This window comes from Mycobacteroides chelonae (assembly GCF_016767715.1).
Lineage (GTDB): Bacteria > Actinomycetota > Actinomycetes > Mycobacteriales > Mycobacteriaceae > Mycobacterium > Mycobacterium gwanakae.
Genome location: NZ_CP050145.1, coordinates 3311394 through 3324128, shown reverse-complemented (window position 1 = coordinate 3324128; position 12735 = coordinate 3311394). Strand labels below are relative to the sequence as shown.

General features: G+C 65.4%; 9 protein-coding genes. 5 read left to right on the top strand and 4 right to left on the bottom strand.

All coding sequences use genetic code 11. The annotated features are described in order from the left end of the window. Positions 1 to 4: 4 nt before the first annotated feature. Entirely contained in the window at positions 5 to 3604 is a 3600-nt protein-coding gene (gene smc, locus HBA99_RS16390) for a chromosome segregation protein SMC (RefSeq protein WP_057967646.1), read from the top strand. Here smc and HBA99_RS16385 read toward each other — a convergent pair. From HBA99_RS16385 to fni, 4 genes are all read right to left on the bottom strand, one after another. Beyond that, positions 3572 to 4408: a TIGR03620 family F420-dependent LLM class oxidoreductase gene (locus HBA99_RS16385; RefSeq protein WP_070952856.1), complete on the bottom strand. Its 837-nt coding sequence runs from the start codon at positions 4406 to 4408 to the stop codon at positions 3572 to 3574. The genes smc and HBA99_RS16385 overlap by 33 nt on opposite strands. A 180-nt stretch (positions 4409 to 4588) precedes the next feature. Further along, positions 4589 to 5473, bottom strand: a complete 885-nt coding sequence (locus HBA99_RS16380; RefSeq protein ID WP_193601902.1) for a cytochrome c biogenesis CcdA family protein — start codon at positions 5471 to 5473, stop codon at positions 4589 to 4591. Next, positions 5422 to 5943, bottom strand: coding sequence for a protein disulfide oxidoreductase (locus HBA99_RS16375; protein WP_030094051.1), 522 nt, complete (start codon positions 5941 to 5943; stop codon positions 5422 to 5424). Before HBA99_RS16375 ends, HBA99_RS16380 begins: the two co-directional genes overlap by 52 nt. Before the next feature lie 74 nt (positions 5944 to 6017). After that, positions 6018 to 6986 carry a type 2 isopentenyl-diphosphate Delta-isomerase gene (gene fni / locus HBA99_RS16370; RefSeq protein ID WP_030094050.1) on the bottom strand — a complete coding sequence of 323 codons (969 nt, stop codon included), beginning with the start codon at positions 6984 to 6986 and terminating at the stop codon, positions 6018 to 6020. A 22-nt stretch (positions 6987 to 7008) separates the two neighbouring features. On the opposite strand from fni, the gene ftsY reads away from it, so the two are divergent. The 4 genes from ftsY (at position 7009) to HBA99_RS16350 (ending at position 12687) form a co-directional block, all read left to right on the top strand. Next, entirely contained in the window at positions 7009 to 8412 is a 1404-nt protein-coding gene (gene ftsY, locus HBA99_RS16365) for a signal recognition particle-docking protein FtsY (RefSeq protein WP_078322841.1), read from the top strand. 165 nt (positions 8413 to 8577) lie between these two features. Then, positions 8578 to 9945 (top strand): ammonium transporter, encoded by a 1368-nt coding sequence (locus tag HBA99_RS16360; RefSeq protein ID WP_202692835.1) that lies wholly within the window; start codon positions 8578 to 8580, stop codon positions 9943 to 9945. 5 nt (positions 9946 to 9950) lie between these two features. Then, the gene (locus HBA99_RS16355) at positions 9951 to 10289 is read left to right on the top strand and encodes a P-II family nitrogen regulator (protein WP_005056967.1); all 339 of its coding nucleotides are present in this window, start codon (positions 9951 to 9953) and stop codon (positions 10287 to 10289) included. 19 nt (positions 10290 to 10308) lie between these two features. Continuing rightward, a complete protein-coding gene (locus HBA99_RS16350; protein WP_070923622.1) occupies positions 10309 to 12687 on the top strand; it encodes a [protein-PII] uridylyltransferase in 2379 nt (792 codons plus the stop codon). The last annotated feature ends 48 nt before the right edge of the window (positions 12688 to 12735 follow it).

Genomic DNA, 12735 nt, shown 5'->3' with positions numbered 1-12735 from the left:
CGCTGTGCACCTCAAGAGTCTGACGCTGAAGGGCTTCAAGTCCTTTGCTTCGCCGACGACTCTGCGTCTGGAGCCGGGTATCACCTGCGTCGTCGGCCCCAATGGTTCGGGTAAGTCCAATGTTGTGGATGCCCTGTCCTGGGTGATGGGCGAACAGGGCGCCAAGGCCCTGCGCGGCGGCAAGATGGAAGACGTCATTTTCGCGGGGACGTCGACCCGCGCTCCGTTGGGGCGTGCCGAAGTGACCCTGACGATCGACAACTCCGACCATGCGCTGCCGATCGAATACTCCGAGGTGTCGATCACCCGTCGGATGTTCCGGGACGGCGCCGGTGAGTACGAAATCAACGGCCAGAGCTGCCGGCTGATGGACGTCCAGGAGCTGCTGTCTGACTCGGGTATCGGCCGGGAAATGCACGTCATCGTCGGGCAGGGGCGCCTGTCGCAGATCCTGGAATCGCGGCCGGAGGATCGTCGCGCCTTCATCGAGGAAGCGGCCGGTGTGCTCAAGCACCGTAAGCGCAAGGAAAAAGCGGTTCGCAAGCTTGAGTCGATGGCCGCCAACTTGGCCCGGCTCACCGACCTCACCACCGAGTTACGTCGTCAACTCAAACCTCTTGGCCGCCAAGCGGAAGTTGCGCGCCGCGCCGCCACAGTGCAGGCCGATCTGCGCGATGCACGACTGCGTCTGGCCGCCGATGACCTGGTGACTCGCCGGGCGGACTTCGACGGAACCAACGATGCCGAGACGGCGCTGCGCAAGCAACACGCGGAGATCAGCGAGAAGCTCGACGTGGCCACCGCCCTGCTGACCGAGCACGAGACGGCACTGAGCGAGCTCATGCCGCAGGCCGAGTTGGCCCAGCAGACCTGGTTCCGGCTCTCGGCGCTCGCCGAACGGGTCAGCGCCACGGTCCGGATCGCCGGCGAGCGGGCCAGCCACCTCGATGAAGTGGTGGCCGCGCCGACCGGACCGGATCCCGAAGAGCTGGAGGCGCAGGCGGAGCGCGTGGCCGAGCAGGAACGACTGCTGATCGCGCAGCTGGAAACGGTCACCGAGCAGCTGACCATGGCGAAGGCCGAGTTGTCGGCCAAGGAGGCTGCCGTCGCCCAGGCGCAGCGCCAGCACCTGGCCGCTGTCGCCGCCGAGGCGGACCGCCGTGAGGGCCTGGCCCGGCTTACCGGTCAGGTCGACACGATGCGCACGCGACTGGAATCGATTGACGGTCAGGCGCAGCGACTCACCGATGCGATCGGGGAGGCGACGGTGCGCGGCGAGGTCGCACAGACCGAGTTCGACACGGTCAAGGCGCGGGTGGCCGAGCTGGACCAGGGCGAGGTCGGACTGGACGAGCACCACGAGCGCTCGGTCTCGGCGTTGTCGATCGCCAATGAACGCGTGGCAGAGCTGCAGTCGGCCGAAAGGCAGGCCGAACGGCAGATCGCCTCGCTCAAGGCTCGTATCGACGCGCTGGCCATTGGCCTGGAACGCAAGGACGGCTCGGCCTGGCTCGCTGAGAATCGCAGTGGTGCAGGAATTTTCGGATCTATCGCGCAGCTGGTCAAGGTGCGGCCCGGTTATCAGGGCGCCATAGCGACCGCGATGGGCCCGGCCGCGGACGCGGTGGCTGCCGAGAATCCCGCCGCGGCGCAGGCGGCGGTGGCCGCACTGAAGGCTTCCGACGGCGGTCGAGCAGCGATTGTGTTCGGCGACTGGCCCGCACACACGCACACACGTCCGGCGATCGCTCTGCCGCCCGGGGCGCACTGGGCGGCCGATCTGGTGGAGGCGCCCGAACGGTTGGCCACGGCGGTGTCGGCGATGCTGGCCTCGGTGGTGGTCGTCGATGAGCTGGGCGCCGCCATCGAAGTGGTGCTGGCCAACCCATTGCTGCGGGCCGTGACCATCGACGGCGACCGGGTGGGCGCCGGGTGGGTTGCCGGCGGCTCCGACAAAAAGCAGAGCACGCTGGAGGTCCAGGCCGCCATCGAGGCTGCGGGGGAAGAACTGCGGGCCACCGAGACTCAGGTGGGCGAGATTTCCGCCGCGCTGGCCGGCGCGCTGGCAGAGCAGACCGCCCGTCAGGACACCGCCGAGCAGGCACTGGCCGCTCTCAATGAATCCGATGCGGCCATCTCCGCGGTGTATGAGCAGCTGGGCCGGGTCGGCCAAGACGTCCGTGTTGCCTCCGACGAGGTGAAAAAGCTCACCCTGCAACGTGATCAGCTCGAACTGGGCCGCGCCAAGACGATGGAGGAGCTGGCTGAGGTCGAGTCGCGGCTGCGCAATGCCGAAGAGGCGCCCAACCTGTTCGATGACGAGCCGATTGACCGCGACGACATGGCCATCGAACTGGAAGAGGCGCGTTCGGTTGAGATCGAGGCGCGCCTGGCGGTACGTACCTCCGAGGAACGGGTGAATTCCGTTCGCGGTAAATCTGATTCGTTGCGCCGTGCCGCGACGGCCGAGCGCGAGGCGCGTGTGCGGGCTGAGCGAGCGGCGGCCAGCCGGATGCGGGCGGCCGCGGTGGCGGCCGCGGTGGCCGAGTCGGGACGGTTGGTTGCGGCTCGCCTTGAACACGTGGTCGCCGCGGCGTCCGCGCGTCGGGACTTGCTCGGCGCGACCCGCGCGCAACACACCGCCGCGATGGGTGCGGTGCGTGAGGAAGTCCGCGAACACACGCAAAGCCTGGCGCGTCTGACCGATGCGCTGCATCGCGATGAAGTTGCCAAAGCCCAAGCGGCCCTGCGCATCGAGCAGCTCTCCGAGCAGGTACTCGAACAGTTCGGTATGGCCGCCGACGACCTCATCGCCGAGTACGGTCCGCATGTCGAGTTGCCGCCCTCGCAGCAGGAACTAGACGAATACGAGCAGGCCCGCGAGCGTGGTGAGCAGGTGAGCGCGCCGCAGCCCATGCCGTTCGACCGGGACACTCAGGAGCGCCGCGCCAAGCGCGCCGAGAAGGACCTACGCGAGCTCGGCAAGGTGAATCCTCTTGCCCTGGAAGAGTTCGCGGCTCTGGAGGAGCGCTACAACTTCCTGTCCACGCAGCTCGAGGATGTCAAGGCGGCCCGCAAGGATCTGCTCGATGTCGTCGCCGACGTCGACGCGCGCATTCTGCAGGTCTTCACCGAGGCGTATGCCGATGTGGAACACGAGTTCAAGGGCGTGTTCTCGTCGTTGTTCCCCGGTGGTGAAGGCCGGTTGGTACTCACCGACCCCAACGACATGCTCACCACCGGTATCGAAGTGGAGGCGCGCCCCCCGGGTAAGAAGGTCAAGCGCCTGTCACTGCTCTCCGGTGGCGAGAAGTCACTGACCGCGGTCGCCATGCTGGTGGCGATCTTCCGCGCGCGGCCCTCACCCTTCTATGTGATGGACGAGGTCGAAGCCGCGCTCGACGACGTCAACCTGCAGCGCCTGATCGGACTGTTCGAGCAACTGCGGGAGAAGTCGCAGCTCATCGTGATCACGCACCAGAAGCCGACGATGGAGGTCGCGGACGCGCTCTACGGCGTCAGCATGCGCGATGACGGCATCACGCAGGTGGTCTCGCAGCGTATGCGCGGCCTAGAGACCCAGCTCGCGAGCCAAAACACCTAGCGCCTCAGCGCGTTTGGCGGGATCACCCAATACCTGGATGGCCACCTGGGTGGCACCGGCATCCCGGTGCTCCTGCAGCCGGCCCGCGATCTGTTCCGGAGTGCCGTAGGCGACGAGGGCATCGACCAGTTTGTCGCTACCGGGCTTGACCAGATCCTCCTTGCTGCCCGCGAAACGCTCCAGCATGGTCAGGTAGTTGGTCAGGCCGAGGTACACGTCCAGGGCCTGGCGGCCGAGCGCGCGGGCCTCGTCGGCATCGGTGGTGAGTACCACTTTCTGCTCCGGCACGATGATCGCGTCGGGTCCCAGAAGTTCACGTGCCCAACGGGTATGCGCGGGGGTTGTGAGATATGGGTGGGCCAGCGCGGAGCGGTCTACGGCAAGTTTGAGCGACTTCTCGGCCAGCGCGGCGAGTGCCCGGCCCTCCTGGGGCACACCGACTTCGTCGAGAACATTGAGGTAGTCGACGAGTCCGGTGTACGGCTTGTAGGCGACGCCGCTGTCGATTTCCGGGTGGCCGGCGCCAATGCCCAGAATGAACCGTCCGGGATGGGCGGCCTCGATGCGCTGCCACGATGCGCCGGCCTCGCGAGCGGGCGCGGACCAGATGTTCACGATCGCCGTCACGATCCGGATCCGCTCGGTCGCGGACAGCAACGGATCGACCCACGGTAAATCGGCGGGAGGCGAACCACCCAGCCACGCTGTGTCGAATCCCAGATCCTCGACAGCGCGCAAGAGATCTGCGTCCACCGCCGAGTAGAGGGTGAAGAAGCCGTACGGTGCGAACTCTGGTGTGGTCACCTCACGGCGAACGCGCGTGTGCGCCGTGAGTATTCCCAGAAGCTACTTATCGGAGCCGCAGGAGCAATTGGCCCCACACTGACAGTTGGTGCAGGTGCAGTTCGGGTTGTCGCAGCTCGCAGAGGTCTCGGGCGCGACGGTCTCATTGCTAGTCATGCATATGATGCTACGCCCGATGAGCTATTCCTTCGCGGTATTACGCCACCAAATGGCCGCGCCGACCGCCACCAACCCGAGGATGAACAACCACGGCCAGGCGCCGTGCAGATACACCCAGCCTGAGATTGTGCGCTGAATCTTCCCGGCCGCGTTGATGATCGGGTCGTCGGGGTTGCCGTTGGCGTGGAACAGCCTGACCTCGTAGCTGCCGTAATAGCCCACGTAGGCGCCGACCACCAGAAGGATGGCGCCGCTGATCCGATTCAGATAGGGCAATGCGCGCCGCATGGCGTTCAGCAGGACCGTGCTTGCCAATGCGGTGGACACGGCCAGCGTGCCTACCACCAGGGTGATACCGGAGGCGTACGCCAGATAGACCATGACACCGTCGAACAGCGAGCCGCTTTCAAAGGTGGTACTGGTGACTGCCAGGAAGGGGCCGATGGTGCAGGACAACGAGGCCACCGCGTATCCCACGCCGTAGCCGAACATGGAGCCCAGCCGGGTGGTGGGGGCATTGGCATCCAGCACCTTGGGCATGAGCGCGATGATGTCGCGGCCGGACAACAGCCACAGACCGAGGATCACCAGACCGATTCCGAAGACCACCGTCACAAACGGCAGATACCGCTGCACCACGGACGCCACCGACACCGTCAACAACCCGAAAACGGTGAAGACCGCGACGAACCCGGCTGCCATCACCACGGTGGCGATGACCGCGCGAGCCAAAGCCCGCGACTTGCCGATTTCGGCACCGGGTCCGCGCACCACAAGGGCGAGATAGACCGGCAATAAGGCGAATCCGCACGGGTTGAGCGCGGCGATCAGCCCGGCTGCAAAGGCAAGCGAGGTCAGGTCAGTGCCTTCACCCGGTCGCTGAGCTCCTGTTCGGACATCGACGATGTCGGGTTGTTCACAAAGTCCGAGGTGCCGTTGGAGTTGATGAACAGGTAGGCCGGCTGCCAGGGCACACCGAACTGCCGCCACAACGAACCGTCGGCGTCGTTGAGGTTGGTGAAGTGAAGGTTGTAGCGCGAAATGAATCCCTCCATTTCTCCCACCGAACCGCGGCCGGAGATGCCGACGAAGGTGACGCGGGGATTAGCCGCCGATACCGCACTCACATGCGGTCCCTCGCCGTTGCAGAACGGGCAATAGGCGGCCCAGAACCACAGCACGACCGGCTTGCCCTTGAGGCTGGCACCGTTGAAGGGCGCGCCCGAGACGGTGGTTCCGGTGAAATCGAGCAGGGAATCGGCTCGCGCCACAGGCGCCCGGACGATGCCGGCCGATATCAACAACACTGCGACGGTGACCGCAAGGGTCCGCGCCACGGCCCGAAATTTATTACGTCCCCCGAATTGGATATTCATGCCAAGAACCTCCTGGGACCCAAAACACAGCCAACACGGTGTGACTCCCGCAGTGTATGACGGGTCTGGCCTGTTTAGCGGGGGCTTGAGCGCGGACGCAGTGAAACTCGCCGCAGCTGGGCGATCGTATTGACATCGGCACAGTGCATGGCGATGCGCAGCTCGTCGAGGAATTGTTCGAGCCAGGCGATCACTGCCTGCGGCGACTGCACCGCCGGTGCCAAGAGAGGGAGCGCGACCGACACGACGCTGGCGCCCAGTGCGATCGCCTTGGCAGCGTCCATCCCGGTGCGTATGCCGCCCGAGCCGACGAGAGGCAGGTGCGGCAGCTCGGCATGCACCTCGGCGAGCGCATCGGCTGTCGGGATACCCCATTCGGCGAGCTCGGGAGAGGTGATGGCGCCGAACCTGACGAACTGCTCCACCCGGGCCCAGGACGTGCCGCCCGCGCCGGCGACATCAATGGCCGCAAGACGGCATCCGCTGAGGCGGCGCGCTGCGGCGCCACTGATGCCATGGCCGACCTCCTTGAGGAGCACCGGAAATTCGACCGCGTGGGTCAGCTCGGCGAGCCGATACACCTGACCGGTGAAATCGGTGTCGCCGTCGGGCTGTACCGCCTCCTGCAGCGGATTGGTGTGCACCGCCAGCGCATCCGCCCCCACTCGCTGCACCAGGTCGTTGAGCTGCGCGGCGGCCGCGGTGTTGCCGAGCTGCGCCAGCCCGATGTTGCCGATCAGCAGGATGTCGGGTGCTACCTCGCGCACCGCGAACGTCGCCGCGCTGTCAGGGTCGACCAGCATCACCCGTTGCGAACCCAGCATCATGCCGATGCCCAGCTCTTGGGCGGCGGCCGCGAGATTGCGATTGATGGTGGCCGAAAGTTTCGCGCCGCCGGTCATCGCTCCGATGAGAACAGGAGCGGCCAATCGCTTGCCCAGAAACTCGGTGGACAGGTCAACCCCGGCGAGGCTGGAATTGGGCAACGCCATATAAGGCAGGTCGAGTCGTTCCAGTCCCGTGGTTCGGGTGACGTACTGCACTGGATCGCTCAGGCAGGCGTCAATGTGGCGCTTCTTGCGTTCCTGTAACAATGCCCTGGTGCCTTTTGAAGTGTGGATCGCCATCGCGATCGTCGCCGTCGTGGTTTTTGCTGCATTGGTTTTCGGACTGGTGCGTTACCGCTCCCGTCGTATCAGCCTGACACGTTCCGACACAAACACGGGGATCACCGAGGGCGCCACACCGGCCGACCGTTCCGGCGGATACAGCGCCGGGTCCACCATCACCTTCAGTGAGGGCGGAGCGCAGGCAACTCCCGTGCCCAGTGTGGGCGATGACGCCGAAGTTCCGCGGGACGCGCCGCGGCGCACCATCTCCAATGTCCAGCTGCCTGAACCCGCAGCTGAACCGAAACCGCAGCCTGAACCCGCCGCGACACCCAAACCAGAGCCCGAGGCGGTCGCCGAACCCGAACCGGCGCCCGAACCAGAGCCCGAGGCAGTCGCCGAACCAGAGCCGCAACACGCGGCGGTGCTCGATGAGATCGCGCCGGTGGCAGGACGCCTCGACCGATTGCGGGGACGGCTGGCCAGTTCGCAGAATGCCGTGGGCCGGGGCCTGCTGGGCCTGCTGGGTGCGGGTGACCTCGACGAGGAATCGTGGGAGGAGGTCGAGGACACCCTGCTCATCGCCGACCTCGGCACCGCGGTCACCACGTCGATCGTGGACAGGCTGCGCAGCGAGATGGCCGCCCGCAGCGTGCGCACCGAGGCACAGGCGCGGGCTCTGCTGCGCGAGGTACTCATCGATGAGCTGCAGCCCGACCTCGACCGGTCGATCAAGGCGCTGCCGCACAACGACAAACCCTCGGTGCTGCTCATCGTCGGGGTGAATGGCACGGGCAAGACCACCACGGTCGGCAAGCTGGCCCGGGTGCTGGTCGCCGACGGACGCCGGGTGGTGCTCGGGGCCGCGGACACCTTCCGTGCCGCAGCGGCCGACCAGTTGCAGGCATGGGGGCAGCGCGTGGGTGCTCAGGTGGTGCGGGGTGCCGAGGGTGCCGACCCCGCCTCGGTCGCCTTCGACGCCGTCGACGCCGGGATCCGCGAAGGTGCCGATGTGGTGGTGATCGACACCGCCGGGCGACTGCACACAAAGACCGGACTCATGGACGAGCTGGGCAAGATCAAACGTGTCGTGGAACGGCGCGCCGAGGTCGATGAGGTGCTGCTGGTTCTCGACTCCACGATTGGGCAGAACGGTTTAGCGCAGGCCCGGGTGTTCGCTGACGTGGTAGACATCACCGGGGTGGCGCTCACCAAACTTGACGGAACAGCCAAGGGCGGCATTGTTTTTCACGTGCAGCGTGAACTTGGCGTGCCGGTGAAGCTAGTTGGCCTGGGGGAGGGCCCCGACGATCTGGCCCCATTCGAGCCCCCGGCCTTCGTCGACGCTCTGTTGGGGTAAGGGCGCCGCCTATCCCGGGTCGCTTCGTTGCTGCCCGCCGAAACCGGTAACAGACGCGAAACACACACGCGCTCTCTCGGAAACATCCGCTGCGCACTCTGCATGGGCAGAGTTCAAGCTTCAAGATCCCCGAGAGGAATGCCGCTAGTGGATGGTTTCCCGTCAATGGGTGTCCCGAATACCGGAGACACTGCGTGGATGCTGGCCAGTGCCGCGTTGGTGTTGTTGATGACACCCGGCCTGGCTTTTTTCTATGGCGGCATGGTCCGCGCGAAGAACGTGCTGAACATGATCATGATGAGTATCAGTGCGATGGGGCTGGTGACGGTGCTGTGGGTGTTGTATGGGTACTCGCTGGCGTTCGGTAATGATGTTTCGGGGCTGTTCGGTAATCCGGGGCAGTTTTTCGGTTTGAAGGGTCTTATCGGTGGTAATGCCGCGGAGGCGGTGATTGCTGATCCGGCTAATGGGGTCGAGGCGGCTGAGGTTGTCAATATTCCGTTGGTGGGCACGATTCCGGCGACGGTGTTTGTGGCGTTTCAGTTGATGTTCGCGATCATCACGGTGGCGCTGATTTCTGGTGCGGTGGCTGACCGGTTGAAGTTTGGGTCGTGGTTGTTGTTTTCGGGTTTGTGGGTCACGGTCGTGTACTTCCCGGTCGCGCATTGGGTTTTCGCGTTCGATGGTGCGGCCGCGGAGAAGGGTGGCTGGATCGCTAATCAGCTCAAGGCAATTGACTTCGCTGGTGGTACCGCGGTGCATATCAATGCCGGTACCGCGGGCCTGGTGTTGGCGCTGATCTTGGGTAAGCGCAAGGGCTGGCCGGGCACGCCGATGCGTCCGCATAACTTGCCGTTCGTGATGCTGGGGGCTGGTCTGTTGTGGTTCGGCTGGTATGGGTTCAACGCCGGTTCGGCAACCAGTTCTAATGGTTTGGCGGGCTCGACGTTTGTGACTACCACGGTGGCTACTGCCGCGGCGATGCTGGGCTGGTTGCTTACCGAACGTATTCGGGACGGGCATGCGACCTCGCTGGGTGCGGCCTCGGGAATCGTGGCCGGTTTGGTGGCCATCACCCCGTCGTGCTCGTCGGTGAATGTCGCTGGCGCCCTTGCCATTGGCGTGATCGCCGGCATTTTGTGTGCGCTGGCGGTGGGCTTGAAGTACAAGCTAGGATTTGATGACTCGTTGGATGTTGTCGGTGTGCACCTGGTCGGCGGGATCGTTGGCACGTTGCTCATCGGTTTGTTCGCCGCGCCCCAGACCGGTGCGGCCGTGGCCGGTCTGTTCTACGGCGGCGGGCTAGAACAGTTGTGGCGCCAAGCTCTTGGCGCCGGGGCGGTTCTGCTCTATTCGGCAATAGGCACCGCTATCGTTGCATTCATCGTGAAGTACACCATTGGCCTGCGCATCAGCGACGAGGGAGAAGCGGCCGGAGCCGACGAATCCCAACACGCTGAAGGTGCATACGACTTTGTCGCACTGGGAAGTGGTTCGGTCATCGGCCGCCACAGCAGCGGCAGGGAGGAATGAGGGACATGAAGCTGGTCACCGCGATCGTCAAACCGTTCACGCTGGAAGATGTCAAGACTGGCCTGGAGCAGGCGGGCATCCTCGGCATGACGGTCAGCGAGGTGCAGGGCTACGGCCGGCAGAAGGGCCACACCGAGGTGTACCGCGGCGCTGAGTACTCGGTGGACTTCGTGCCGAAGGTTCGTGTCGAGGTAGTGGTGGACGACAGCGCTGTCGACAAGGTGGTGGAGGTCATCGTGACCGCCGCACGCACCGGCAAGATCGGCGACGGCAAGGTCTGGGTGAGCCCCGTTGACTCGGTGGTGCGGGTACGCACCGGCGAGCGGGGCGCCGATGCCCTCTAACACTTAGGACGGTAATCACATGGGCGCCGCAACGGACCTCGTGGCCGCCAGGGCGCAGCTGCTCGGTGATAGCGGCCGGCTGAATGCCGGCGCGATTCGCGAGGCGATGACCGACCTCAATGAGCTTTGGCTGACAACCAAGGCCGCTGAGGTTGGCATCACCGACTCCAGTGGATTTGCCATCGTGGCACTCGGTGGACTTGGTCGCCGCGAGATGCTGCCGCACTCGGATTTGGATCTGGTGCTGCTGCACGACGAGAACATCTCGACGGAGACTCTCAGTGAGGTCGCAGACGGCCTGTGGTACCCGTTGTGGGACGCCAATATTCGGCTCGACCACAGTGTCCGCACGGTGGCCGACACCCTGCATGTCGCCGGGCAGGAGATGTCGGCGGCATTGGCGCTGCTCGATGCCAGGCATATCGCCGGGGACGCGCAGTTGTCCAGCCTGATGATCGGGGGCGTACGCCAACAATGGCGTTCGCAGATCCGGACCCGACTCGACGAGTTGATCGAGTACACGCAGGCACGATGGCGGCGCAGCGGCGAGATCGCACACCGGGCCGAACCCGATCTGAAGTCCGGCCGCGGCGGTCTGCGCGATGTTCAGCTACTTCGGGCGCTGGCCATCGCCCAGCTCACCGATAGCGGGCTGGCGAAGTCGTTCGATGGCGCGCACGCAGTAATCCTGGATGTGCGCACTGAACTGCACCGAGTCGCCGGACGGGAGCGTGATCAACTGCTGGCTCAGTTCGCTGACGAGATTGGTGCGGCGCTGCGTATCGGCGATCGGTTTGATCTGGCCAGAATGCTGTCCGACGCCGCCCGCACCATCAGCTATTCGGTGGATGTAGGGCTGCGGACGGCCGGTAATTCGATTCCCCGGCGGGGCATTTCGGTACTGCGGCGCACGGTCCGCCGTCCGATCGACGAGGGTGTGGTGGAGCATGCCGGGGAGGTGGTGCTTGCCCGTGATGCTCGTCCCGAGCGCGACCCGTCGCTGATCCTGCGGGTGGCGGCGGCATCGGCGACCACGGGACTGCCGATCTCCTCGTCCACGTTGAGTCGGCTTGCCGAATCGGCACCGGAGCTTCGTGCGCCGTGGCCACGGGAGGCGCTCAAGGATCTGCTGGTGCTGCTGGAGGCCGGTCCGCCTGCGGTCGCCACCATCGAGGCGCTGGACCGAACCGGGTTGTGGGGCAGGCTCTTCCCTGAATGGGGGCCGGTGCGGGATCTGCCGCCACGCGACATCGTGCACATCTGGACCGTCGACAGGCACCTTGTCGAAACAGTCGCGCGAGCGAGCGCCTTCACCACCAGGGTGTCTCGCCCCGATCTGCTGGTTCTCGGTGCACTGGTGCACGACATCGGCAAGGGCCGCGGCGGTGATCACAGCGTTGTCGGGGCGGATCTGGCCGTGCAGATCGGTACCCGGCTGGGGCTGTGGCCGTCCGATGTGGACTTGCTGTCCAAGATCGTGCGTTATCACCTGCTGCTGCCCAACACTGCCACCCGGCGTGATCTCGGTGACCCGGAAACCATTGACACCGTGGTCAATACACTCGGCGGCGATCTGCTGCTGCTGGAGTTGTTGCAGCAGCTTGCCGAGGCGGACTCGCTGGCCACCGGTCCGGGGGTGTGGGGTGACTGGAAGGCGTCGCTGATCGGGGAGTTGGTGCGCAAATGCCGGATGGTGATGCGTGGTGAATCGCTGCCCGAACCCGATCCCATTGATCCGGAACTGCTTTCGCTGGCGGCCGATGGTGGGGTTCAGGTCCGCCTGGTGCCTGCGGGGTCGCCGCACATGTACACCGTGAGCATGATCGCGCCCGATCAACGCGGACTGCTCTACAAGGCCGCCGGGGTGCTGTCGCTGAATTCGTTGCGGGTGTTCTCGGCCTCGGTGGCCAGCCACGCCGGCTCGGCCATTAACACCTTCGAGGTGTCGCCGCGGTTCGGATCGCCTCCGGCGGCGGGGCTGCTGCGCCAGCAGCTGATCTCCGCTATCGACGGCGATACCGACATCATCGCGACGCTCGATGAGCGCGAACGCGAGTCAGCGCAGTTCTCCACCGGCCTTGTCGGGGATGCGACACCCGCGGTTCCCACCAATTACGTGCCGGCGCCGCCGCGCATCCGCTGGTTCGAGCCCGCCGGGAACCTCGACCAGCAGATCGTGGAGATCCGCACCTCCGATGCGCCTGGGCTGCTGGCGCGCATCACCGCGACCCTGGAACGACACGGCGTGGACATCGCATGGGCCAGGGTCAACACCCTCGGTTCTTCGGTGGTCGACACCTTCTGTCTCAGCACCGGTCCCGAGCAGGCAGTGCTGGAGGCGGCCATCGCCTCGGTGCTGCCTGTGGCCGCACCCGAGCCGAAGAAGGCCGCCAGCTAGCTCAGGCAAGCGATCTGGCAGCGGTTGGCAGCGCCGCGGGTAGTGATG

Coding starts and splice junctions, on each gene's coding strand:
- HBA99_RS16375 (WP_030094051.1), bottom strand. CDS start 5,943: ATGAATATCCAATTCGGGGGACGTAATAAATTTCGGGCCGTGGCGCGG.
- ftsY (WP_078322841.1), top strand. CDS start 7,009: ATGTGGCGCTTCTTGCGTTCCTGTAACAATGCCCTGGTGCCTTTTGAA.
- HBA99_RS16360 (WP_202692835.1), top strand. CDS start 8,578: ATGGGTGTCCCGAATACCGGAGACACTGCGTGGATGCTGGCCAGTGCC.
- HBA99_RS16355 (WP_005056967.1), top strand. CDS start 9,951: ATGAAGCTGGTCACCGCGATCGTCAAACCGTTCACGCTGGAAGATGTC.
- HBA99_RS16350 (WP_070923622.1), top strand. CDS start 10,309: ATGGGCGCCGCAACGGACCTCGTGGCCGCCAGGGCGCAGCTGCTCGGT.